Origin of the sequence: Aliiroseovarius sediminis (genome assembly GCF_022678485.1) — a bacterium.
In the GTDB taxonomy this organism is placed as follows: domain Bacteria; phylum Pseudomonadota; class Alphaproteobacteria; order Rhodobacterales; family Rhodobacteraceae; genus Aliiroseovarius; species Aliiroseovarius sediminis.
The window spans coordinates 285,290-308,294 of the sequence record NZ_JALBYP010000032.1; the positions used below are offsets into that span (position 1 = coordinate 285,290).

Annotated in this window: 21 protein-coding genes and 1 pseudogene; 14 read left to right on the top strand and 8 right to left on the bottom strand. The window is 60.2% G+C overall.

From position 1 onward, the window contains the following. Positions 1-340: 340 nt before the first annotated feature. Together pnp and MN186_RS10415 are read right to left on the bottom strand one after the other, a co-directional pair. Complete coding sequence (gene pnp / locus MN186_RS10410; protein WP_242114298.1) at positions 341-2,488, bottom strand: polyribonucleotide nucleotidyltransferase; 2,148 nt, start codon at positions 2,486-2,488, stop codon at positions 341-343. A gap of 169 nt (positions 2,489-2,657) precedes the next feature. Beyond that, positions 2,658-3,410: a sterol desaturase family protein gene (locus tag MN186_RS10415; protein WP_242114299.1), complete on the bottom strand. Its 753-nt coding sequence runs from the start codon at positions 3,408-3,410 to the stop codon at positions 2,658-2,660. Here MN186_RS10415 and MN186_RS10420 point away from each other — a divergent pair. After that, a complete protein-coding gene (locus tag MN186_RS10420; RefSeq protein ID WP_242114300.1) occupies positions 3,409-3,579 on the top strand; it encodes a hypothetical protein in 171 nt (56 codons plus the stop codon). The two genes, MN186_RS10415 and MN186_RS10420, sit on opposite strands and share 2 nt — an antisense overlap. Here MN186_RS10420 and rpsO read toward each other — a convergent pair. Both rpsO and MN186_RS10430 read right to left on the bottom strand, forming a co-directional pair. Further along, positions 3,554-3,823, bottom strand: coding sequence for a 30S ribosomal protein S15 (gene rpsO / locus MN186_RS10425; protein WP_242114301.1), 270 nt, complete (start codon positions 3,821-3,823; stop codon positions 3,554-3,556). The genes MN186_RS10420 and rpsO overlap by 26 nt on opposite strands. A gap of 157 nt (positions 3,824-3,980) precedes the next feature. Continuing rightward, complete coding sequence (locus MN186_RS10430; RefSeq protein ID WP_242114302.1) at positions 3,981-4,289, bottom strand: DUF5665 domain-containing protein; 309 nt, start codon at positions 4,287-4,289, stop codon at positions 3,981-3,983. A gap of 223 nt (positions 4,290-4,512) precedes the next feature. Between MN186_RS10430 and MN186_RS10435 the strand changes: the two genes are divergently transcribed. Further along, on the top strand, positions 4,513-5,775 hold the full coding sequence (locus MN186_RS10435; RefSeq protein ID WP_242114303.1) for a calcium-binding protein: 1,263 nt from the start codon (positions 4,513-4,515) through the stop codon (positions 5,773-5,775). Between the two features lie 24 nt (positions 5,776-5,799). Here MN186_RS10435 and MN186_RS10440 read toward each other — a convergent pair whose 3' ends face one another. After that, positions 5,800-6,306, bottom strand: a complete 507-nt coding sequence (locus MN186_RS10440; RefSeq protein ID WP_242114304.1) for a DUF1643 domain-containing protein — start codon at positions 6,304-6,306, stop codon at positions 5,800-5,802. Positions 6,307-6,398: 92 nt separating this feature from the next. Between MN186_RS10440 and deoA the strand changes: the two genes are divergently transcribed. After that, on the top strand, positions 6,399-7,706 hold the full coding sequence (gene deoA, locus MN186_RS10445; RefSeq protein WP_242114305.1) for a thymidine phosphorylase: 1,308 nt from the start codon (positions 6,399-6,401) through the stop codon (positions 7,704-7,706). Positions 7,707-7,735: 29 nt separating this feature from the next. Here the strand turns inward: deoA and truB are convergent, their stop codons facing one another. Continuing rightward, positions 7,736-8,641: a tRNA pseudouridine(55) synthase TruB gene (truB, locus tag MN186_RS10450; protein WP_242114306.1), complete on the bottom strand. Its 906-nt coding sequence runs from the start codon at positions 8,639-8,641 to the stop codon at positions 7,736-7,738. Beyond that, positions 8,641-9,063: a 30S ribosome-binding factor RbfA gene (gene rbfA / locus MN186_RS10455; RefSeq protein WP_242114307.1), complete on the bottom strand. Its 423-nt coding sequence runs from the start codon at positions 9,061-9,063 to the stop codon at positions 8,641-8,643. Before rbfA ends, truB begins: the two co-directional genes overlap by 1 nt. 94 nt (positions 9,064-9,157) lie before the next feature. Here rbfA and dapB point away from each other — a divergent pair, with 94 nt between their 5' ends. Further along, a complete protein-coding gene (gene dapB, locus MN186_RS10460) occupies positions 9,158-9,967 on the top strand; it encodes a 4-hydroxy-tetrahydrodipicolinate reductase (RefSeq protein WP_242114308.1) in 810 nt (269 codons plus the stop codon). Positions 9,968-9,987: 20 nt separating this feature from the next. Here dapB and MN186_RS10465 read toward each other — a convergent pair whose 3' ends face one another. Next, positions 9,988-10,200, bottom strand: coding sequence for a DUF1674 domain-containing protein (locus tag MN186_RS10465; RefSeq protein WP_242114309.1), 213 nt, complete (start codon positions 10,198-10,200; stop codon positions 9,988-9,990). A gap of 69 nt (positions 10,201-10,269) precedes the next feature. On the opposite strand from MN186_RS10465, the gene MN186_RS10470 reads away from it, so the two are divergent. The 10 genes and pseudogenes from MN186_RS10470 to MN186_RS10515 form a co-directional block, all read left to right on the top strand. Further along, positions 10,270-11,529, top strand: coding sequence for an RsmB/NOP family class I SAM-dependent RNA methyltransferase (locus MN186_RS10470; protein WP_242114310.1), 1,260 nt, complete (start codon positions 10,270-10,272; stop codon positions 11,527-11,529). Positions 11,530-11,649: 120 nt separating this feature from the next. Continuing rightward, positions 11,650-13,407 (top strand): heparinase II/III family protein, encoded by a 1,758-nt coding sequence (locus MN186_RS10475; RefSeq protein WP_242114311.1) that lies wholly within the window; start codon positions 11,650-11,652, stop codon positions 13,405-13,407. A 21-nt stretch (positions 13,408-13,428) separates the two neighbouring features. Continuing rightward, positions 13,429-15,018: a bifunctional phosphoribosylaminoimidazolecarboxamide formyltransferase/IMP cyclohydrolase gene (purH, locus tag MN186_RS10480; protein ID WP_242114312.1), complete on the top strand. Its 1,590-nt coding sequence runs from the start codon at positions 13,429-13,431 to the stop codon at positions 15,016-15,018. Positions 15,019-15,025: 7 nt separating this feature from the next. Further along, a complete protein-coding gene (gene lspA / locus MN186_RS10485) occupies positions 15,026-15,496 on the top strand; it encodes a signal peptidase II (protein ID WP_242114313.1) in 471 nt (156 codons plus the stop codon). 53 nt (positions 15,497-15,549) lie between these two features. Next, a complete protein-coding gene (locus MN186_RS10490) occupies positions 15,550-16,077 on the top strand; it encodes a DUF3035 domain-containing protein (protein WP_242114314.1) in 528 nt (175 codons plus the stop codon). A gap of 119 nt (positions 16,078-16,196) precedes the next feature. Beyond that, the gene (locus MN186_RS10495) at positions 16,197-17,534 is read left to right on the top strand and encodes a M16 family metallopeptidase (RefSeq protein ID WP_242114315.1); all 1,338 of its coding nucleotides are present in this window, start codon (positions 16,197-16,199) and stop codon (positions 17,532-17,534) included. Then, the gene (locus MN186_RS10500) at positions 17,534-18,841 is read left to right on the top strand and encodes a M16 family metallopeptidase (RefSeq protein WP_242114334.1); all 1,308 of its coding nucleotides are present in this window, start codon (positions 17,534-17,536) and stop codon (positions 18,839-18,841) included. The genes MN186_RS10495 and MN186_RS10500 overlap by 1 nt, the downstream gene beginning before the upstream one ends. A 71-nt stretch (positions 18,842-18,912) precedes the next feature. Then, positions 18,913-20,778 (top strand): DNA mismatch repair endonuclease MutL, encoded by a 1,866-nt coding sequence (gene mutL / locus MN186_RS10505; protein ID WP_242114316.1) that lies wholly within the window; start codon positions 18,913-18,915, stop codon positions 20,776-20,778. Next, positions 20,775-22,004, top strand: a complete 1,230-nt coding sequence (locus MN186_RS10510; protein WP_242114317.1) for a DNA recombination protein RmuC — start codon at positions 20,775-20,777, stop codon at positions 22,002-22,004. The genes mutL and MN186_RS10510 overlap by 4 nt, the downstream gene beginning before the upstream one ends. Positions 22,005-22,195: 191 nt before the next feature. Then, positions 22,196-23,005 (top strand): annotated as a pseudogene (locus MN186_RS10515) (IS3 family transposase); the annotation flags it as partial.

Genomic DNA, 23,005 nt, shown 5'->3' on the forward strand with positions numbered 1-23,005 from the left:
GTCAAATTTGGCTAGCCGCAGCGCAATTACTGGCGCAGAGTAAAGCACTGCATAGGGCAAGAACCGTCTAACCAAACCGCTCAATTCTGGATGCCCGATGACCGAAACTGCTCGACCCTCGGCGCGGAAAAGTCATAAACTTCAACATCGAGTATTCTGGCAACTTCGGTCAAGTCTTTGGACACGAAGTGTCTGGCGTCAGCGCTTATGGGTCCAAATAGGGTTATTTGCTAAGAGAGGGTTTGTTGCTCATCGTAGCCACCGAGGAGTGGACGATGAGAAAGACAACGAAGAGCCCCGGTGTTTGCACCGGGGCTTTCTGTTCCAAACGATCCGCGATTTATGCGTCTTCGTCTTTTTTCTTTTGCTCAGGGGCAATCTCTTCGCCGGTTTCCTGATCCACGACTTTCATCGACAGGCGCACCTTGCCGCGATCGTCGAAGCCCAGAAGCTTGACCTTCACTTCCTGACCTTCCTTCAGAACGTCTGACGGGTGGTTCAGGCGGCGGTTTTCGATCTGGCTGACATGCACAAGGCCGTCGCGCTTGCCGAAGAAGTTCACGAAGGCGCCGAAATCGACGATCTTCACGACCTTACCAGTATAGACAGCGCCTTCTTCCGGTTCTGCCACGATCGCGTGGATCATGTCATAGGCCTTCTGGATGGCGTCGCCATTGGGCGATGCGATCTTGATCACGCCGTCATCGTTGATGTCGACCTTGGCGCCCGACACTTCCACGATCTCGCGGATGACCTTGCCGCCCGAACCGATCACTTCACGGATCTTGTCGGTGGGCACGTTCATCGTCTCGATGCGCGGGGCGTGGGCCGAGAATTCGGCGCGGCCAGCGGACAGGGCTTTGTTCATCTCGCCCAGAATGTGCAGACGGCCTTCTTTGGCTTGCGCCAGGGCTTTCTCCATGATCTCGGGCGTGATGCCTGCGACCTTGATGTCCATCTGCAAGGACGTGATCCCGTCTTCGGTGCCAGCCACTTTGAAGTCCATGTCGCCCAGGTGATCTTCGTCACCCAGAATGTCGGTCAGAACAGCGTAAGAACCGTCATCTTCCAGGATCAGACCCATGGCCACACCAGCAACCGGTGCTTTCAGCGGAACAGCCGCGTCCATCATGGACAGCGAGCCACCACAGACCGACGCCATCGAACTTGATCCGTTGGACTCGGTGATCTCGGACACAACGCGGATGGTGTAGGGGAAGTCGGTGGCCGACGGCAGAACCGCCTGCAACGCACGCCAAGCCAGCTTGCCGTGACCGATTTCACGACGACCGGTGAAGCCAAAGCGACCCACTTCGCCGACCGAGTAGGGCGGGAAGTTATAGTGCAGCATGAAATTTGACTTGTAGGTGCCGGTCAGCGCGTCGATCATCTGTTCGTCGTCACCGGTGCCCAAAGTGGTCACAACCAGACCTTGCGTTTCACCACGGGTGAACAGGGCCGAGCCGTGCGTCCGGGGCAGGATGCCTGCTTCCGAAACGATAGGACGAACTGTGTCCAGTGCACGGCCGTCGATCCGCTTGCCGGTTTTCACGACATCACCACGCACAACCGAGCTTTCCAGCTTTTTCAGCGCGGAACCAAGGTTTTCATCCTCAAGCTGCTCTTCCGTCAGGGCGGCTTTGATGTCTTCCTTGGCAGCAGACAGTGCAGCAACACGTTCTTGTTTGTCGGTGTTGCCGTAAGCTGCGCGGATCTTGTCTTCGCCAGCGGCTTTCACAGCGGCGTAAAGGTCCGAGTAATCAGCAGGCTGATAGTCGAACGGCTCTTTCGCGGCAGCTTCGGCCAGGTCAATGATCAGGTCGATCACCGGCTGGATTTGCTCGTGTGCAAAGTTCACAGCGCCCAGCATTTCGGCTTCGGTCAGCTCGTAAGCTTCCGATTCAACCATCATCACGGCGTCTTTTGTACCAGCAACAACAAGGTCCAGACGTTGGTCGGGATTGTTGCGCAGCTGGTGCATGTCGTCGCAAGTTGGGTTCAGGATGTATTCGCCATCTTCAAAGCCAACCCGAGCCGCAGCAATCGGACCCATGAAGGGGGCGCCGGAAATGGTCAACGCTGCCGAGGCCGCGATCATCGCCACGATGTCGGGATCGTTGACAAGGTCGTGGCTCAGCACAGTGCAGATCACCAGAACTTCGTTTTTGAAGCCGGGGACGAACAGCGGGCGGATCGGACGGTCGATCAGACGCGATGTCAGCGTCTCTTTTTCCGTCGGGCGGGCTTCGCGTTTGAAGAAGCCACCGGGGATTTTACCGGCTGCATAGTATTTTTCATTATAGTGAACCGTCAGCGGGAAGAAGTCCTGACCGGGCTTCTGTTCTTTCGCGAAGGTCACGTTGGCCATGACCGAGGTTTCGCCCAAAGTGGCGATAACCGAGCCGTCAGCCTGACGGGCAACCTTGCCCGTTTCCAGAGTGAGGGTTTCTTCGCCCCACTCAATCGATTTCTTGGTTACATCAAACATCATGTTTTCCTAGTTGGAAGCGCTCCCGGCCCTCCGGGTCTTCCGTTGTCATGGTGGCCCCATTGCCACCGACCCCTCTATCGTTTCATGCGCCGGGGTCGAAGCGTCACGTCTCAGATGGGCGGTCCATATCGGAAAAACAGGGGTTTGGAAACAGGATTGTTTGCGCCTAGGCCGAAGGCGTGGGGCTTTCGGTGGCTTGTTGCCGGGTCAGCTTGCCACGCGGTACTTTGGTGATGCCGAACGCTTTGCGCGCGGTGACCAATCGCAGGTCCTCAGGGTCCATTCCCATCGACAGGATTGTGTCGCGGTGAAAACGTTCACGGGCAACATCGCGGTCGTGTCTGGTGCCGAACAGGTGGTCGATCCAGCCCATGCCGAAGCTGACATGAAAGGTGGCTTGGTGATCCTGAAAATGGTGCGCAAGATGGCTGCGTGTGACGCGTTGCCCGAACCAGCCTTTGGGCACGTTCACATGCGCCAGTGTGTGACAGTATTCATAGAAAGCAAAGGCGCTGACCGACCCGACGAACAGCGCGACATAGGCCGCCAGCACCGCGGTGCCAAACCCAAGAAACGGCCACAGGATCAGGCCGTGGACCACGAACGAGATCAAGCCAAAGCGCACAGGATACCAGTGGTCGCCGCCAGTAAAGAACTCGGGATCGTTGGGAAACTCATGGTGGCCGATATGGCTGCGGTACAGGTCGTTGAACGGACCCTGATCGGTGGGTGGTTCGCGGTGAAACAGGAAACGGTGCATCGCGTATTCGACAACGAACTGCGCCACGATCCCGTAACCCACTGCCAAAAGCAGCAAGGGGGTGAACCAATAGATCAGGGCGAACACACCGGCCAGCCAGAACGGCAACAGCCTGTGTAAGCTGCCCATGTTGATCAGAACGGCAAATGTGGCTTTCATGACGATCCCCCGACTGGCTGTCATTTTGGGCGATCAGCGGGCCACCGATCAAGTGAAACCCGACGTAAAGGCGCCGGGTATGACGGGCGGCAAAGAAAAAGGGGCTGCAAAACAGCCCCTTGATCAAGGTCTTGGATCAGCGCTTAGCGGCGCAGGCCGAGACGTTTGATCAGGTCCTGATACCGGGCCTCATCCTTCGCGCGTGCGTAGTCCAAAAGTTTGCGACGCTGCGCAACCATCTTCAAAAGGCCACGGCGACCGTGGTTGTCTTTCTTGTGGGTCTTAAAGTGCTCGGTCAGGGTCGCGATGCGCGAGGACAGGATTGCAACCTGCACTTCGGGCGAACCTGTGTCACCGTCTTTGGTGCCGAACTCTTTGATCAGTCGTGTTTTTTCTTCAGGCGTAATCGACATCGGGGTCTCCTTCATAGGTTAGGGTTGATGGCGCAGGCCGGGATGTCGTCCAGCAAGGCCCGTGGAGATATCCGCCCGCAAGGTGCAGGCAGATGCGGGCGTATAGGAAGATTCCCCCCAAAAGGCAAAGGAAAAAGCGCACAGACCCGTTGTCGGGTTATGGCGTCTGTATTTCGTCAATGATCTGCTTTGCCCAGTCGCCAAGAACAGGGACGAAGTCGATGGATGCGAGTATGAAAGCCAGAACCGACACCAGAAGGGTAGCGCCCAGCACCGAACCAAGACCGAAGGCAAGCCCCCGGTAAAGCTGAAACAAACCTAGCTTCCAAACGCTGTCGTGAAGGCGGATAAAGCGATGGTTGTTCATACGTTCAACTTGGGTTCGCAGGTCGCGCACCTCTTGGGACAGCGATTTTTCGCGTTCGGCCGGGTCGGTTTCGTTCGAGTTTTTTCGGCTTTTCAACATTCCAAGTCACCGTTTCTCCTGCGATTAGCCATTTGTTAAGAAATCATTAACTTAAGTTTGTAACTATTTTGGCGTATGAGTTTGCGACCTGTACGCTACAATCGCAACCGGTTGACCTTGTTCGGTCGGCGATGTGCGGGCGATGCCGTGTCGCCTTTCTTGGAAGACGAGTGATTATATGTTGTTTTCGTTGCTATTTTTGGGCCTTGTGCCGGTTGCGCTGATGTCAGAGAGCTTTTTGGGTGAACCGCTGGATGACACGGATGATGCTGCCGGGCAAGGACTGCAACCCGTACCAACGACAGATGTTGGCGATTTCATTACTGGTGATACGTCCGGCGATGGGGCCGATGATACAGAAGTGCTTTCGCCCGATACCGACGACCAGTTGATCGGTGGGCAAAGTACTGGTGATGCGGGGGGTGCCGACACCGACGATGTGCTGTTGCCCAACAACGGTTTGGGTGACGGTGACGCGCCGCACCAGCCTGCAACACTGCTGGACCAGCTTCTGGCGACCGAAACGGATTCGCATTACGGGCGTGAAGACCTCGGCCATTTTCTGGATGAGATGAATGAGACGATACTGGACGATGCAGATGACGGTCTTGCGTTGGCCGATGATGAGGTCGAAGGCACTGGGTCCGGGTCGATCGACACCTTCCATGGCTCACCCATCGTGCAAACGGGTGACGATACGGCGGTTGACGTGGTCGATGGCGGCGCGGGTGATGATGTGCTGACCGCGGGCGATCAGGCGGCCTATTTATTTGGCAATAACGGGAATGATACGCTGACGGCCGGCGAAGGCGTGTTGGCGGGATTCGGTGGGGCCGGTGATGATATTCTGGACGGCACACGCAGTCTTGACAGTTTTCTGGATGGCGGGACGGGCAAAGATACAGTGTGGGGCGGTGATGGTGACGATCAGCTGTTTGGCGGCGTGCATGAAAACCCCGACGGCCCTATGTCTGATGACGATACCCTTGTCGGTGGTGGGGGCGATGACGCGCTTTATGGCGGCTACGGCGCTGATGTCCTGACCGGCGGAGACGGGAACGACACGATCAACCACTTGGGCCACGCGATGGAGCGTAGCGGCGCCGAGCAACATGACTTCGACTGGCACATTGATGGTGATCAGGACCGGCTGGATGGCGGTCTGGGCGACGATACCCTGATCATGGATCGTGCCGATATCGCAACCGGCGGCGCCGGCGAGGATGTGTTTTGGGTCTATTCCGACGCTGAAGCTGGCGAAGACCATGCCGAGGTGACGGATTTCGTACCCGGGCAGGATTTCCTGCGTGTCTCACTGGACCCCGATCATGATACTGGCGATCTGGAATACGACGTGCATCCCTCTGCCACGGGCGAGGATGGGATCGTCACTGTGAATGGCGAAGTTGTTGTGATCCTTAAGGGCGCGCCGGGCGCAACCACCCATGATGTCTATGTCGAGGTGTCACAGAACGTTCTGGGTTGACGTGTCGCCGGCTGTTTGGTGGCCTCAGACCCAAGGCTGCGGCTGCTGTGCGTAAGCGATGTAGAGCGGATGCTTCGGGTGGCCATCCTTGGTCAGACCCAGATGATAGATGGGTATTCGGGTGTCGCGCAGCAGGCGTTCGACCGTCTTGCCGCGGTCCAGATGCGCCCCGTGGGTCCCCCAGCCGCATATGATCTGATCGGCCCAAGGGCAACTGTCCAGAATGGCGTCGTCGTTTGCCTGTCCGACCGGTTCATCCGCCGCCCGCATCGCGCGTGGATCGGTGTCGCGCCAAGCAAAGATGTTGGTGACACGAAATGCCCCGAATCCCAGCGTTCGCGCCCGTCGTTCGCAGCGTTCGACGGTTGGGTCGTTCTGCACCTCGGTCGCGGTCGAGGGGTTGAGCATGATGAACAACGCCTTGCGCCCCGCCGGTTCCCAGACCCGTGTCAACTGATAACGATATTTTTCGCAGTCCGAATAGACCGCAGCGGAATGGGCATCGCCCTTCTGAAACTCTCGCGTAATCATGGCTGCGTTTTGAACCCGCCGCGCTGGCTTGGCAAGCCCTTGCACCGCCCCGCGATTGGTCCGACACTGGCGACAGACAGAAGGGGACGACCATGCTGATAGCCGAGATCATTCGAAAAAAACGCGACGGGCAGGTTTTGACCGCGGACGAGATTGCTGAGATGGTGCAGGGGATATCAGACGACAGCGCCAGTGACGCGCAGATCGCGGCCTTCGCCATGGCGGTGCTGCTTAATGGCATGGCCCGGGACGAGGTTGCGGCGCTGACCTTGGCGATGCGCGACAGCGGCGATGTGTTCGACTGGTCTGACCTTCCCGGCCCAGTGGTCGACAAGCACTCCACCGGCGGTGTTGGCGACAATGTCAGCCTGATGCTGGCCCCGATCGTCGCGGCGTGCGGTGGGTTCGTCCCGATGATTTCGGGGCGCGGGCTGGGGCACACTGGCGGCACCCTTGATAAAATGGAGTCGATCCCCGGTTATGTGGCCACCCCCGACAACGCGCGGTTTTCCAAGGTGGTGCAACAGGTTGGATGCGCCATCATCGGTCAAACCGCGCAATTGGCCCCGGCGGACAAGCGGTTTTACGGAATTCGCGATGTGACCGCGACGGTGGAAAGCATCCCGCTGATCACGGCCTCGATCCTGTCCAAGAAACTGTCGGCTGGGCTTGGGTCGCTGGTGATGGACGTGAAATTCGGCAACGGGGCGTTCATGCCGGATTTCGACCGCGCCCGAGAGCTGGCTATATCCATAACCGGGGTTGCCGGCGCGGCGGGACTGCCGTGTCACGCGCTTTTGACCGACATGAACCAACCGCTGGCTGACGCCGCCGGAAACGCGGTCGAGGTCACGACTGCTGTCGAATTCCTGATGGGCACACGGCGCGAACCCCGGTTGCTTGAGGTCGTGATCGCCCTCTGCGGCGAAATGCTGGTGACAGCGGGGATCGAGAATGACCGCCATCGCGCGCGCGAACTGGCGTTGAGCGCGCTTGAAGATGGTCGCGCGGCCGAGCGGTTTGGCAAGATGGTCGCAGCCCTTGGCGGCCCCGCGGATTTCATGGAAAATCACACCGCTCATCTGCCCCAAGCGGCCCTGCAACGTGCGGTGCCCGCCCCCGCTGCGGGTTGTGTCAGCGCCATTGAAACGCGCGATGTCGGGCTTGCAGTGGTCGAGCTTGGCGGCGGGCGGCGCGTGTCCAGCGATGCGGTCAACCCGGCGGTCGGGCTGACGGGCCTTTTGCCTGTCGGGGCCGAGGTCGAAAAGGGCGATCCGATCGCTTTTGTTCATGCTGACAGCGAAGAAGCCGCGGATCAGGCACAGGCGACCCTGTTGTCGGCTTATGCAATTGGTGAACCACCAGAGCCTCAGCCCGTTGTGCGCGAAATCATTGAGTGACCTCACCCGCCGGGCGGTGGCACCGAAGCCTACTGGTTGAACACCCGCGACGGGTGCAATTCCCCCGCGCGATAGATGCCCACCGCAACGGCTTTCCCATCATGCGCGGCCCATGCCTCGTCGCCATATTCGACGTCTGACGTGATCACCATGCCGGGGTTGCCGTGGCGCAGACGCGCGGCGCCTTCGTCGGTTGTTCTAAGCTCGGGAAGCTCGGCCAATCCATCTTCAAGCGGGCGCAGATAGGCGTCAAGCTCGCCGGTTTTTGCCAATTCCTCAACCAGATCCATGCTGACGCCGTCTTCGGCGTCAAAGGGGCCAGACCAGATGCGGCGTAGCTCGCGGACATGACCGAAACAGCCCAGCACCTCGCCCAGATCACGCGCGATTGAGCGCACATAGCCACCCTTGCCGCAGGTCATCTCTAACGTGACGTGATCTGCGTCGGGTCGGTCCAGCATCACCAATTCCTCGACCCAGAGGGGACGAGCAGCAATCTCGACATCTTCGCCGTCGCGGGCGAGTTTATAGGCGCGTTCGCCGTCGATTTTGACAGCTGAGAATTTCGGCGGCACCTGCATGATCTGCCCGGTGAACTGGCCCAATGCGGCTTGAATGTCGTCATCCGACGGGCGCGCATCGCTTTCCGCGATCACCTCGCCTTCGGTGTCATCCGTGTTTGTGGCTTGGCCCAGCCGGATGGTGAACACATAGGCTTTCAGCGCGTCGGTGATATAGGGCACGGTTTTCGTGGCCTCACCCAGCGCCACGGCCAGAACGCCGGTGGCTTCGGGGTCCAGCGTCCCGGCGTGACCTGCCTTCTTCGCATCCATCGCCCAGCGGACTTTGTTGACCACGGCGTTCGAGCTGACACCGGCGGGCTTGTCCACGACCAGCCAGCCGTGAATGTCCCGCCCCTTTTTGCGGCGTCCCATCAGGTATCCTCCGACCCGTCCTCGTCTTTCGCTTTCAGGTCGCGCTGAACGCGTTCCTGAGACAGAAGGCGATTGGTGTGATCCATCTGGTCGAAGGTTTCGTCCACCATGAAGCGCAGGTCGGGCGTGTGTTTGATCTTCAACGCCTTGCCCAGAATGCGGCGCAACTCGCCCTTGTTGCGGGCCAGCGCCTTGATCGCCAGATCGCTATCCTTGCCACCCAAGGGCAGGGCGAACACGGTAGCGATGCTGAGGTCAGAGGTCACGCGCACCTCGCCAATTGTGATCGACATGCGCCCAAGGTCGGGGTCGTGCACATCGCCACGCATCAATGCTTCGGACAGGGTCCGGCGGATCAGCTCGGCGATGCGCAGCTGTCGCTGCGTCGGGCCGGCTGTGTCATGAAATCGGTTCTTTGCCATAAGGGCCATTTAGGCCCGATTGCGCGCCTTCGCAACAGGGCTTTGCCAAGATAGGGCAACCGCGCTAGACAGCGGTGAAGCGAAGGAGACGAAGATGAGCGATTTGCCGGGCATTGTGGTGATGGGCGCGTCAGGCCGGATGGGCCAGATGTTGATCCGTGAAATCAACGCGAACAAGGGCGCGCGACTGGTCGGCGCGTTGGAACGTCCGGGGCATGAGTGGGTCGGCAAGGATGTTGGCGTTTGCATGGGCGGTCAGGCGCTTGGTGTCACCGTGTCCGATGACCCGCTGGAGACGATGGCAAAGGCGCAGGCGGTCATTGATTTCACTGCCCCCGCAGCGACCGTCGACATGGCCGAGATTGCCGCGCAGGCGCGGGCCGTTCACGTGATCGGCACCACCGGGCTTAGCGACGATGATTTGGCAAAGCTGGCGCTGGCCGGACGTCATTCGACCATCGTGCGCGCGGGCAACATGAGCCTTGGGGTGAATCTGTTGGTTCAACTGACCCGCAAAGTGGCCGAGGCGCTCGATGAAGATTTCGACATTGAGATTATCGAGGCGCATCACCATCACAAGGTGGACGCTCCATCAGGCACCGCCCTGATGCTGGGCGAAGCTGCGGCGGCCGGTCGTGGCGTCGATCTGGGCGATGTGTCAGACCGGGGCCGGGACGGCATGACGGGTGCCCGCAATAGGGGTGACATCGGCTTTCATGCAGTGCGTGGCGGTGACATCGTCGGCGAACACGACGTCATGTTTGCCGCCCCCGGCGAGCGTATTGTTCTGCGGCATGTTGCAACAGATCGCGCGATTTTCGCCCGCGGGGCGGTGAAAGCCGCGCTTTGGGGGCAGGGCAAGAAACCCGGCGAATACGACATGATGGACGTGCTGGGGTTGTAATCCCGGCGCAGGCTGGCCGATCAGAAGTCGATCGCGATGCCCTTCTTTTCCCAATCGCCATAGCGGACAGGCTCAGGCCCGTCACGGCCTCCGAGTTCTGTCGGACGAGTTTCGGCTTCGGCGTCGGCCTTCTTGCGGCGTTCCGCGGCTTCGGCCAGGGCGCGCTTGGCGGCGGGCGGAAGATCGCGCTTCGGGTCTGCTTCGGTTTCGGGATTTGAGGGCGTGTCGGGCATGGGCCTGATCCTTGTGGCTTTCTGTGCCATGATATAGGTCGCGCGCAGATGAAACGCAAAGGGACAGCGATGAGCAACGCCGTGGACCCGCGACATATCGCGGTGGATTTGTTGGGGGACGTGCTGGACGAGCATCGCTTGCTGTCCGAGGCATTGCCGAAACGGCTGGCCAAAGTTGCCCCCGAAGACCGCGCCCGCACTCAGCGTCTGACCCTTCTTGCACTCCGCAACATGGATCGGTCTGACCGCATGTTGGGGCCGCATTTGAAAAAACGTCCGCCTGCGCGGGTTCTGAACATTCTGCGGCTGGGTGTGGCCGAGATCTGCACGGGCGGGGCCGCGCATGGCGTCGTGAATGATTTGGTCGGCGTGACCCGCGCGGGTCGCGAAACCGAGCGGCTGGCCGGTTTGGTCAACGCCGTTTTGCGCAAGGTGGCGGACGAGGCGGGAAAATGGGACAGCCTGCCGGTCCCGCGCCTGCCAAAATGGCTGCGCAAACCGCTGATCGCCGATTACGGCAAGGCACAGGTCGAAGCGATCGAAGCTGTACAGGCGAAGGCGCCTCCGCTTGATCTGACTGCGAGGGGGGACGCTGCTGATCTGGCGAAACGCCTTGGCGGAACGCTGTTGCCGACAGGATCGGTGCGCTTGCACGATGCCGGGCAGGTGACGGGGCTGGACGGGTATGAGGCGGGGGAATGGTGGGTGCAGGATGCCTCGGCCACCTTGCCAGCAAAGGTGCTTGCGCCGGATGCGGGTGCGCGGGTGCTGGATATGTGTGCCGCGCCCGGTGGCAAAACGATGCAACTGGCCGCGATGGGCGCGGATGTGACGGCGCTGGACGTGTCCGAGGTGCGGATGAAGCGCGTGGCTGAAAACCTTGCGCGCACCGGGCTAAAGGCGACGTTGGTCATTGGTGACGCGCTGGAATTTGACGAGCCTCAGTTTGACGCAATCCTGCTGGACGCGCCCTGCACAGCCACCGGCACGATCCGCAGGCATCCCGATTTGCCCCACGCCAAGGATGGCAGCGACTTTCCCGGCCTGTTCGAGTTGCAGGAATACATGATCGACCGCGCCATCGGGCTCTTGAAGCCGGGCGGGTGTCTGGTTTTTTGCACCTGTAGCCTGCTGATCGACGAGGGCGAAGAGCAGGTGCGCGATGCGCTGGGCCGCCATGCGAACGTGCAGCTTGATCTGGACGCTCTGCGCCTTCCGGGGGTCGTCGGCGACTGGATCGGACCCGAAGGCCTGCGCATCATGCCTCATTTCAATGCCGATCTTGGCGGGATGGACGGGTTTTTCATCACGGCGTTTCGCAAAACCTGACGCGCCTTGTCACAATTCACCGATGACTCTCGTCATGCGGGTCTGTATGCTTTTCCCAAAGCCCCCATCAGAGAGGGGCGCAAGTTCAACGCTGTTGAATGATTGAGGCGAGGCGTCCCCGTGGTTCATCAAGACGGCTTTTCCGGGTTTAAAACCCGTTTCGCGAATCGCTGGCAGGCGAAGCGCGCGGCTCGTGCGCGGCCTGCGACCGGCTTTGTTTCGCAACCGGAACCCCGCACCATCGGCGCCTATGCGCGCGGTAAGCAGTTGATCGCGGGCAACTATCTGTTTGCAGGCCATCTTGTGAATGCGCCGGATGCCAACATGTGGGATATCACGCCGCCCAGCCAAGGCTATTCCGAAGAAACGCAAGGGTTTGTCTGGCTGGATGACTTGGCAAGCGTGGGTGATAGCGAGGCCCGCAAACGGGCGCAGGCTTGGGTCCTGGGCTGGATAGAGCGGTATGGCCGGGGCGTCGGCGACGGATGGACGCCGGATCTGACCGGGCGACGGCTGATCCGCTGGATCAACCATGCGATTTTCCTGATGGCCGGGATGGATTCCGACCAAAGCCGGGCCTTCTTCCGCTCGCTTGGACAGCAGACCATCTTTTTATCGCGCAGGTGGCACGCCGCCACCCCCGGCCTGCCCCGGTTCGAGGCGCTGACCGGGTTGATCTATGCTGGGCTGGGGCTTGAGGGGATGGAACGTCACGTCGCCCCCGCCGTGAAGGCGCTTGCGCGGGAATGTGCCGATCAGATCGACGCCGAGGGCGGGATACCCACCCGTAACCCCGAAGAGTTGTTGGATGTATTTACGCTTCTGAACTGGGCCGCACAGGCCTTGTCCGAAAGCGGTCGACAGGCCGATCCAGCGCACGTTAAGGCGATCAAGCGGATCGCGCCGACCTTGCGCGCGCTCAGACACGCTGATGGTGGACTGGCGCGGTTTCATGGCGGTGGGCGTGGACTTGAGGGGCGACTGGACCATGCGCTTGCATCGTCCGGTGTACGGGCGCGGCCGTTTACTGGGCTTGCGATGGGATACACGCGCCTCAACGCGGGGCGGTCTAGCTTGATCATGGACACCGCGCGGCCCCCAACCGGGCTCGCATCTGCGAATGCCCATGCCTCGACCCTTGCATTTGAGCTGACTTCAGGGCGGCGTCCGTTGATCGTGAATTGCGGGTCGGGCGCGCATTTCGGCGCGGAATGGCACAAGGCCGGACGCGCCACGCCATCACATTCCGTTCTGGGGCTGGCCGGTCTGTCATCGTCACGGTTGGGCGCGGCTCAGAACTATGGCGGTGGAGCGAAGGTTTTTTTGACCACAACGCCAGCGCACATCCATCTGCAACGCCAGGACGACGCCACCGGCACCGGCATTGGTGTGGTCGCGGCACATGATGGCTATGTCGCGAGCCACGGCCTGACCCATATGCGCCGGATTGAGCTTAGCCCGGATGGGCGTGGTGTGTCGGGCGAAGACACGCTGGCCGCCGTCGCCGACGCAGACCAGGCGCGGTTTGATCGCGCGATGGACCAGGTGGCGCTGCAAGGCGTCCAGTATCACGTCCGTTTCCACTTGCACCCCGACGTGGATGCGACGCTTGATCTGGGGGGAACAGCTGTATCCATGGCGCTCAGGTCCGGGGAAATCTGGGTTTTCCGCTTTGAAGGACGTGGCGAATTGACGCTGGAGGGCAGCGTTTATTTGGAAAAGACACGTTTGAAGCCGCGCAAAACGAAACAAGTGGTTCTATCTGGCGTCGCAATGGATTATGCGACACGCATCCGCTGGACGCTGGCCAAGGCGCAGGAAACCCCGTCGGTTTTGCGCGACCTTGAACGCGGCGATGTGGCGGAGCTGCCAAGTTAAGAGCCAAAGGGGCCAACAGCCATGACCGACCTTCATCCCGTGCGCCGCGCGCTGATTTCCGTTTCCGACAAAACCGGCCTGATTGATCTGGGCAAATCGCTGGAAGAGCGCGGGATTGAAATCCTGTCCACCGGCGGGTCAGCCAAGGTGTTGCGTGATGCGGGCGTGGCGGTGAAGGACGTGGCCGATGTCACTGACTTTCCCGAGATGATGGATGGGCGCGTCAAAACCCTTCACCCGATGGTGCATGGCGGCCTGTTGGCCCTACGCGACAATCATGATCATGTTGCGGCGATGGAAGAACACGGCATCTGGGCCATCGACCTGCTTGTAGCGAATCTTTATCCGTTTGAGACAACTGTTGCCTCGGGCGCCGATGATGAAACCTGTATCGAGAATATCGACATTGGCGGCCCCGCAATGATTCGCGCAGCGGCCAAAAACCACGCTTTTGTGACCGTGGTGGTGGATGTCGAAGACTACCCCAAGCTGTTGGGTGATCTGGATCAGCACGACGGGTCGACATGCCCGAAACTCCGCAAGAAACTGGCACAGAAAGCCTATGCGCGGACAGCGGCATATGATGCGGCTGTTTCGAACTGGATGGCCGATGCACTTGAACTGAAAGCACCTCATCGGCGCGCCTTTGCGGGCAAGTGGAAACAGACACTTCGTTATGGCGAAAACAGCCACCAGAATGCGGCGTTCTATACCGATGGGTCGAACCGTCCGGGTGTGGCGACGGCCCAGCAGTTGCAGGGCAAGGAACTTAGCTACAACAACATCAACGACACCGACGCTGCGTTTGAACTGGTGGCGGAGTTTGACCCTGCCGACAGCCCCGCCGTTGCGATCATCAAACACGCGAATCCGTGCGGTGTTGCGCAAGGCGCGACGTTGGCCGAGGCGTATCAAAAGGCGTTCGACTGCGACCGCACCTCGGCCTTTGGTGGCATCGTCGCCCTGAACCGGCCTCTGGACGCAGCAACTGCCGCGAAGATCACCGAGATTTTCACCGAGGTCGTCATCGCCCCCGGTGCGTCCGACGAAGCGCGCGAGATATTTGCCGCCAAGAAAAACCTGCGCCTTCTGCTGACGGATGGCTTGCCCGATCCCCGCGCGCCGCTGACAGCGTACAAGCAGGTTTCTGGTGGTCTGCTCGTGCAGGACAAAGACGTGGGATATGTGGGGATGGACGATCTGAAGGTTGTGACCGAAAAAGCTCCGACGGATGAGCAATTGCGCGATCTTCTGTTCGCATGGAAGGTCGGCAAGCACGTAAAATCCAACGCGATCGTCTATGTGAAAGACCTTGCGACTGTCGGTGTGGGCGCGGGCCAAATGAGCCGACTGGACAGCGCCAATGTCGCTGCCGCGAAAGCGCAGCGGATGGCGGACGAGCTTGGTTTGCCTGAAAGCCTTGCCAAAGGCTCGGCTGTGGCGTCGGATGCGTTTTTTCCCTTCCCTGATGGTCTGCTTGAGGCTGCAGCGGCAGGGGCCGCTTGCGTGATCCAGCCTGGTGGCTCGATGCGCGATAACGAGGTGATCGACGCCGCTAACGAAGCCGGTCTTGCCATGGTGTTCACTGGCATGCGCCATTTCCGGCACTGACCTGACCATGCGTGTGTTGCTGATAGCGGCCATTCTGGCCTTCGCTTTGGATCAGGGCACCAAGTATCATGCGCTATACGTGCTTGATCTGGACCGCGTCGGCGTGGTCCAGATCTGGCCCCCTTATCTGGTCTATCAGATGGCGTGGAACACCGGCGTCAATTTCGGCTTGTTTGGGTCAGACGGCGTGACGATGCGTTGGGTTTTGGTGGCGCTTAGCGTTGTGATCTCGGCTTGGGTCGTCGTCTGGATTCGTAAGGAAAAGCTTGGTCGACTGGCCCACATCTCGGCCGGATTGCTGGTTGGTGGCGCGCTGGGAAATGCGGTGGACCGCATATATTACGGTGCCGTCGTGGATTTTCTGAACATGTCCTGCTGCGGCATACAGAACCCATTTTCGTTCAATGTGGCCGACATTTTCGTATTTGCGGGCGCCATTGGTCTGGTTCTCTTCTCTTCATCGAAGAAGACCCCGTGACGCGCGTTTCCAGATGGGCTAAGAAGCGGTAGGAAACGAGGGTTCTGCGTCACATGAGATGTTATTCCGTAAAGCTTTTGACCGCTCTTTGCGCTGGTATTTTTCTGACCGCCTGTTCCGGCGGTGATCCCGATCTGATGAACTTCCGGGCAAGCCAGAGCGGTCCGGACGAATTCTCGATTCTGCCGACCAAACCGCTGCAAGAGCCGAAAAGTTATGCTGATTTGCCGCCACCGACGCCGGGGGCCAGCAACCTCAGCGATCCGACCCCCAATGCCGACGCGGTGGCAGCGCTTGGCGGACAGCTTCGCAACACTGGTCTTCGGGGTGGCGAAGGGGCGCTGGTGACGGCGGCCAGCCGACATGGCGTCGCATCTGGAATTCGCACCCAACTGGCTGCCGAAGACCTGAAATGGCGACAGGAAAACCGGGGCAAGGTGCTTGAGCGTTTGTTTAACGTGAACGTCTATTACCGCGCCTACGAGGCGCAAGAACTTGACCAGCACCGCGAGCTTGAGCGCCTGCGCCGTCTGGGCATCTGGACACCTGCCGCCCCACCCAACCCGGTGGTGGCGCAATAATGGCGCAATGACGGGGGCCGGTCGGCCCCCTTTTCCGTCGCCCGATCACAACTGCGTTTGCCCGTCTTGAAGCCCGCGCGATCGGGCGTAATTTGACCACGAACAAATAGGAGCGATTGATGCGGTTTCTTCTTGCTGCTTTTTTTGCCATAGGGCTTGGTGCGTCTGCCGTCGCAAAGGATGGCGTCACCGATTTCACCTTGGACAACGGGCTTCAGGTCGTGGTGATCGAAGACCACCGTGCGCCGGTGGTGGTGCACATGCTGTGGTATCGCGCGGGTGCGGCGGACGAGGAACCCGGCGTGTCCGGCATCGCGCATTTTCTGGAACACCTGTTGTTCAAGGCCACCGACAACATGGAAGCAGGCGAGCTAAGCCGGGTCGTTGCGGAAAACGGGGGGTCGGATAACGCCTTCACGTCGCAGGACTATACCGCCTATTTCCAACGCGTCGCCGCCGACCGTCTGGGTCTGATGATGCAGATGGAAGCCGACCGGATGCGTAACCTGCGGCTGACGGAAGATGACATTGCGACCGAACGGAACGTCATTCTGGAAGAACGCGCGCAACGCACGGACAGCAATCCCTCGTCCTTGTTCCATGAACAAATGAATGCGGCGGCGTTTCTGAACCACCCCTACGGCACGCCGATCATCGGCTGGCGGCACGAAGCCGCGCAACTGTCGCGGGCGGATGCTCTGGCGTTTTACAAGCGGTTTTATGCGCCGAACAACGCGATCCTGATCGTCGCCGGTGACGTGACCCCCGACGAGGTTCGCACGCTGGCGCAAGAGCATTACGGCCCGTTGAAGCCCACACCCGATCTGACCGAACGCGAACGCTTGACCGAGCCGCCGCATCTGGCCGAACGTCGCTTGCGGTTTGAAGATCCGCGTGTCTCGCAACCTTACGTGTATCGTCAGTATCTGGCTCCTGAACGTGACACGGGTGCGCAGGAACAGGCCGCCGCGCTGGTCTATCTGGCCGATATTCTTGGTGGCAACGGGGCGACGTCCGTGCTTGGCCGTGCGCTTCAGTTCGAAAACCCCATCGCGGTCTATGCGGGCGCGGGTTATGGATCGGTGATGCTGGACGATACCGAGTTTTCGCTGGTCGTTTATCCAACGCCAGACACCACCCTGGCCGAAGCTGAAGCGGCATTGGACCGCGAGATCGCGAAGTTTCTGGAAACTGGCATCGACCCAGAACAGTTCGAGCGCATAAAGTTTCAAATCCGCGCCGATCAGATCTATGCGCAAGACAACGCGATGGCGCGTGCGCAGCGTTATGGCCGTGCGTTGACCTCGGGCCTGACGATCGAGGATGTTCAGGCTTGGCCGGACGTGTTGCAGGCCGTTACGCGCGAACAGGTTATGGAAGCGGCGCGCGATTTGTTTGATGATCGCCGATCCGTCACCGGCTGGCTTGTTCCCGAAGGTGGAGAGGAAATGAAATGATGCGTCTGATTTATGCTTTTGTCACGTTGCTGATTGTAACCTTCCCCGCCCGCGCCGAGATTGCCATTCAGGAAATCACGACACCCGCCGGCATCAACGCATGGTTGGTTGAAGAACACAGCCTGCCATTTACTGCTTTGGAAATCCGGTTTCGTGGCGGCACCTCGCTGGATCGGCCCGGCAAGCGCGGCGCGGTGAACCTGATGGTCGGGTTGCTGGAAGAAGGCGCAGGCGACATGGACGCGCGCGCCTTTTCTGAAGCGCGCGAAAGTCTTGCTGCATCGTTCGGGTTTGGCGCCTATGACGACGCGATCACTATCTCGGCGCAGTTTCTGACAGAGAACCGCGATGCGGCTGTCGCGCTTTTGCACACTGCGCTGACTCAGCCTCGGTTTGACGACACCGCCATCGAACGTGTGCGCGCGCAGGTCATGTCGCACCTGTCGTCCCGCGTGACTGACCCCAATGCAATCGCGGGCAACACTTGGGACAAGATGGCATTTGGCGACCATCCCTATGGCTCTTATCGGTCAGGCACGTCTGACAGCGTGGCCGCGCTGACGCGCGATGACTTGATGGCGGCGATGGCGGACGCCATTGCGCTGGATCGGATTTATGTGTCGGCGGTGGGCGACATCACCGCGGATGAGCTGAGCGAATTGCTGGACCAGTTGTTTGACGGGCTGCCCGCGACGGGCGCCCCCATGCCGCCCCGCGCAGATTTCGCGCTGGACGGTGGCACCACGGTTGTGCCCTTCGACACGCCGCAATCGGTCGCGATGTTCGGTCAGGCTGGGATTGATCGCGAAGACCCCGATTTTTTCGCCGCTTTCGTCGTGAACGAGGTGCTGGGCGGGCGCAGTTCCAACTCGCGCCTGATGAAAGAGGTGCGCGAAAAACGGGGGCTGACCTATGGCATCGGCACCTATCTGGCCGATCCTGATTTGTCGGAAACGATCATGGGGCATTTTTCCAGCCAGAACGACACGATGGGGCAAGCCATCGACGTGGTGCGGGCCGAATGGGAAAAGATTGCCGAGGACGGCATTACACAGGCGGAACTGACCGCCGCGCAGACCTATCTGACCGGCTCATACCCGCTGCGTTTCGATGGCAACGCGAATATCGCCAACATCATGGTCTCGATGCAGATGGAAGGCTTGGCGGTCGACTATATCGCCACGCGCAACGATCAGGTGATGGCGGTCACGCTAGAGGACGCAAAGCGTGTTGCTTCGCGCCTTTATGACCCCGATGCGTTGCATTTCGTGATCGTCGGCCAGCCCGAAGGCGTTGTGTCAAACTAGCCACTTAGCCGGCAAAGCCTCGGTGATTTCGCGATGGTCGAATCGGCGCGCGATATGCTAGGTTTTGTGGTATGCCCGAGGACAGCCCCCATATAAGCCCGGCGCGTGCCTTTCACCGCCGCCTGATGATCCGCCAGCTGGATGACGCTGCGATCAATCGCATCGCGGCAGGTGAAGTCGTGGAACGCCCCGCATCTGCCGTCAAGGAGTTGGTGGAAAATGCGCTGGATGCGGGTGCAACGCGGGTAGAAGTCGCTTATGCGGATGGCGGCAAAACTCTGATCCGTGTCACCGATGATGGGTGCGGTATTGCCCCCGATGATCTGCCTTTGGCACTTTCGCGCCATGCGACATCTAAGATCGACGGATCGGACCTTCTGGACATTCACACCTTTGGTTTCCGGGGCGAGGCATTGCCGTCGCTTGGGTCAGTGGGGCGGCTGACGATCACCTCGCGGGCCGACGGTTTCGATGCCGCTACGATCCGCGTTGCCGGCGGGGTTGCAAGCCCTGTGAAACCCGCCGCATTGTCTGGCGGCACGGTGGTTGAGTTGCGCGATCTGTTTTTCGCCACACCCGCGCGGCTGAAATTCATGCGCACCGATCGGGCCGAGGCTCAGGCGATCACCGACGTGATCAAGCGCCTTGCGATGGCTGAACCGCATGTGGGTTTCACCCTGCGTGATGTGTCGGGCGGGGGCGAGGGGCGCGTGACTTTCCGCGCCGATCCTGAAACCGGCGATATGTTCGATGCGCTGGGCGGGCGGCTTGGGTCGATCCTTGGGCGCGATTTTTCGGATAATGCGATCCAGATTGATGCGGAACGCGACGGGCTGCGCCTGACAGGGTTTGCGGCGCTTCCAACCTATTCGCGCGGCGCGGCGGTGGCCCAGTTTCTGTTCGTCAATGGCCGCCCCGTCAAGGACAAGCTGCTGACCGGCGCGCTGCGAGCGGCCTATTTCGATTTCCTCAGCCGTGACCGGCACCCGGCGGCGGCGCTGTTTGTCACTTGCGACCCGCATCTGGTCGACGTGAACGTCCACCCCGCGAAATCCGAGGTGCGGTTTCGCGAACCGGGCCTCGCGCGTGGCTTGATCGTGTCGGGGTTGCGGCACGCGTTGGCAAACGCTGGGCACCGCGCCTCGACCACGGTTGCGGGCGCGACCTTGGGTGCGATGCGACCTGAACAACCAGCGGCGCGCGTTTATCAAATGGACCGCCCCGGCGCGGGCGCAATACGGCACGCCTACACCTCGCAGGCCCCCGGCTCTGACATGCCGGGCTTTGCCGAAATGTCGGCGCCCTCCGGCCGTTTCGATCCGGTGATCGAGCCTGATTCAGAATGCCCGCAAGAGGCGCTGCCCCTTGGCGCTGCCCGCGCGCAGGTGCACGAGAACTACATCATCGCGCAGACGGAAACCGGTATGGTAATCGTGGATCAACATGCGGCGCATGAACGCTTGGTCTATGAAAAACTCAAACGTCAGATGGCGGAAAACGGTGTGGCCCGGCAAGCGCTGCTTATACCAGAAATTGTCGAGCTATCGGCTGGTGACGTGGCGCGGCTGCTGGAAGTCGCGGATGACCTTGCCCAGATGGGGCTTGTCATCGAACCCTTCGGCGGCGATGCCGTCGCCGTGCGCGAAACCCCGGCCATTCTGGGCGAGATTAACGCGACCGCGATGATCAAGGACGTGCTGGACGAACTGGCGGACCTTGGTGACAGCAACAAGGTACAGGCCAAAGTCGAGGCCGTGTTGTCCCGCGTTGCCTGTCACGGCTCGATCCGGTCAGGTCGCTGGATGCGACCCGAGGAGATGAATGCCCTGCTGCGTGAAATGGAGGCCACGCCCCATTCCGGCCAGTGCAACCACGGGCGCCCCACCTATGTGGAACTGAAACTCGCAGATATCGAAAGGCTGTTTGGCCGCACATGATCCAGATTGGTGATACAAGTTACAACCTCGCGGACCCGATGACCCTGTTGGTGATTGGCGGCGCTGTGCTGGCGGTTTTGATGTTCGCCCTGCTGATCGTCGTGGTGCGTCGGGCGGGGCAATCGGCGCGCATGACCCAAGACCTGGCCCGTGATATGGGCGGCCTTGGTCAAGCCGTGCAGGTGCTGGGTGCCGGGCAGGATCAGCTGTCGGGCGGCCTGCGCACGGTGTCGGATGCGCAATCGTCGGGTCAGGCGCAGGTGTTGCAGGCGATGGAAACGCGTCTGGCGCATGTGCAGCAGCAAATGAACGACCGACTGCATGACAATGCGATGAAATCGGCGCGTGCCATGTCGGATTTGCAGGACCGGATGAAGGAAAGCCTGCAAGGCAACACGGTGAAAACCACCCAAAGCCTGACGCAGTTGCAGGAACGGCTGGCGGTGATCGACAAGGCGCAGGACAACATCACGCGGCTGTCCGGCGATGTGCTGAGCCTTCAGGATATCCTGTCAAACAAGCAGACACGCGGCGCTTTTGGCGAAATCCAACTGCATGATATCGTGTCTAAGGCGCTGCCGAAGGACAGCTATGACTTGCAACAGACCCTGTCCAACGGCAAACGCGCCGATTGCCTGATCCACCTGCCCAACCCGCCGGGGCCAATTGTGATCGACTCGAAATTTCCACTGGAAGCCTATGAAAAATTACGTGCCGCGGACACGCAATACGAGGTGAACGAGGCGGCAAAGTCGATGCGCATCGCGGTCAAGACGCATATCAAGGCCATCGCCGAAAAGTATATCATCGAAGGCGAAACCGCCGATGGTGCGCTGATGTTCCTGCCGTCTGAAGCCGTCTATGCCGAGCTGCACGCCAACTTCCCCGAACTGGTCCGCGAAGGGTTCGAGGCCCGCGTCTGGATCGTCTCGCCCACCACCTGCATGGCGACCCTGAACACCATGCGCGCGATCCTGAAAGACGCCCGGATGCGCGAACAGGCGGGTGAGATCAGGAAGATGCTAAAAAACCTGCACCGCGACGTGGAACTGGTGGTCGAGCGCGCGGGTAAGTTGGAGAGCCATTTCGATCAGGCGCGCCGGGATGTCGAGGGGATCACAACGGCGGCAGAACGCGCTGGGAAGCGTGCGGCGCGGTTGGATAACTTTGATTTTGATGAACTCTCCGACGGCGCCGAGAATGTGGTGCCGATTGGGAAGGGATAGGGTTCTTCGGGTGCCTGAAATGGGAGCTTTGAGCCCAGATTGACCGCTACTGTGTGTCGTTTTAATGTCTGGTGTTGCTTAATTGGATCCTATTCAGGAGGCAGAGCAACAGTAATGTGGGCGCATTGACCTGCTCCCCTGAAAAGTCCTCGCTTTGAGGTTAGCCTGTTCTCCAACTGAGGAGACAGACGATGAAGAGAAGCCGTTTCAGCGAAGAGCAGATCATTGGCATATTGAAGGAGCACCAAGCTGGTCTTGGTGCGAAGGAGCTGTGCCGCAAGCACGGGATCAGCGACGCCACGTTTTACAAGTGGCGCTCGAAGTATGGCGGCATGGAAGTGTCTGACGCCCGGCGGCTGAAGATGCTGGAGGCCGAGAACGCCAAGCTCAAGAAGATGCTTGCCGAGCAGATGCTCGACGTGGCGACGTTGAAGGAGATGCTGGGAAAAAACTTCTGAGGCCCGGTTCGAGGCGACGTGCCGTGGACTGGGCCATGAAGGAGAAGAGCTATACCCAACGGCGGGCCTGCGCCCTGGCTGGGATTGATCCGCGTGTATATCGGCGGCAACCGAAGCTGTCGGAGGACAAGGCGCTGCGGGCGCGGCTGCGGGAACTGTCGGCTGAGCGTCGTCGGTTCGGCTATCGGCGCCTGCACATCCTGCTGAAACGAGAGGGCTGGGAGCTGAACTGGAAGAAGCTCTATCGGATCTACCGCGAAGAAGGGTTAACAGTGCGTAAACGGGGCGGACGCAAGCGGGCGATTGGGACCAGAGCACCTATGGCAATCCCGCAGTGGCTGAACCAGCGGTGGTCGCTCGACTTCGTCTCCGACACGCTCTCCGAGGGGCGCAGGTTCCGTATCCTGAACGTGATCGACGACTTCAGTCGGGAATGCCTGGCCTCGGTGGTCGACACGTCGCTGTCGGGCATCCGTGTCGCCAGGGAGCTGGATCGGATTGCCGAGATGCGGGGCTATCCTTGCATGGTGGTATCCGACAACG

Excerpts from the sequence above, each read along its gene's own strand:
- pnp (WP_242114298.1), bottom strand. The coding sequence starts at position 2,488 with ATGTTTGATGTAACCAAGAAATCGATTGAGTGGGGCGAAGAAACCCTC.
- MN186_RS10420 (WP_242114300.1), top strand. The coding sequence starts at position 3,409 with ATGACGATCCCCCGACTGGCTGTCATTTTGGGCGATCAGCGGGCCACC.
- MN186_RS10415 (WP_242114299.1), bottom strand. The coding sequence starts at position 3,410 with ATGAAAGCCACATTTGCCGTTCTGATCAACATGGGCAGCTTACACAGG.
- rpsO (WP_242114301.1), bottom strand. The coding sequence starts at position 3,823 with ATGTCGATTACGCCTGAAGAAAAAACACGACTGATCAAAGAGTTCGGC.
- MN186_RS10430 (WP_242114302.1), bottom strand. The coding sequence starts at position 4,289 with ATGTTGAAAAGCCGAAAAAACTCGAACGAAACCGACCCGGCCGAACGC.
- MN186_RS10435 (WP_242114303.1), top strand. The coding sequence starts at position 4,513 with ATGTCAGAGAGCTTTTTGGGTGAACCGCTGGATGACACGGATGATGCT.
- MN186_RS10440 (WP_242114304.1), bottom strand. The coding sequence starts at position 6,306 with ATGATTACGCGAGAGTTTCAGAAGGGCGATGCCCATTCCGCTGCGGTC.
- deoA (WP_242114305.1), top strand. The coding sequence starts at position 6,399 with ATGCTGATAGCCGAGATCATTCGAAAAAAACGCGACGGGCAGGTTTTG.
- truB (WP_242114306.1), bottom strand. The coding sequence starts at position 8,641 with ATGGGACGCCGCAAAAAGGGGCGGGACATTCACGGCTGGCTGGTCGTG.
- rbfA (WP_242114307.1), bottom strand. The coding sequence starts at position 9,063 with ATGGCAAAGAACCGATTTCATGACACAGCCGGCCCGACGCAGCGACAG.
- dapB (WP_242114308.1), top strand. The coding sequence starts at position 9,158 with ATGAGCGATTTGCCGGGCATTGTGGTGATGGGCGCGTCAGGCCGGATG.
- MN186_RS10465 (WP_242114309.1), bottom strand. The coding sequence starts at position 10,200 with ATGCCCGACACGCCCTCAAATCCCGAAACCGAAGCAGACCCGAAGCGC.
- MN186_RS10470 (WP_242114310.1), top strand. The coding sequence starts at position 10,270 with ATGAGCAACGCCGTGGACCCGCGACATATCGCGGTGGATTTGTTGGGG.
- purH (WP_242114312.1), top strand. The coding sequence starts at position 13,429 with ATGACCGACCTTCATCCCGTGCGCCGCGCGCTGATTTCCGTTTCCGAC.
- lspA (WP_242114313.1), top strand. The coding sequence starts at position 15,026 with ATGCGTGTGTTGCTGATAGCGGCCATTCTGGCCTTCGCTTTGGATCAG.
- MN186_RS10490 (WP_242114314.1), top strand. The coding sequence starts at position 15,550 with ATGAGATGTTATTCCGTAAAGCTTTTGACCGCTCTTTGCGCTGGTATT.
- MN186_RS10495 (WP_242114315.1), top strand. The coding sequence starts at position 16,197 with ATGCGGTTTCTTCTTGCTGCTTTTTTTGCCATAGGGCTTGGTGCGTCT.
- MN186_RS10500 (WP_242114334.1), top strand. The coding sequence starts at position 17,534 with ATGCGTCTGATTTATGCTTTTGTCACGTTGCTGATTGTAACCTTCCCC.
- mutL (WP_242114316.1), top strand. The coding sequence starts at position 18,913 with ATGCCCGAGGACAGCCCCCATATAAGCCCGGCGCGTGCCTTTCACCGC.
- MN186_RS10510 (WP_242114317.1), top strand. The coding sequence starts at position 20,775 with ATGATCCAGATTGGTGATACAAGTTACAACCTCGCGGACCCGATGACC.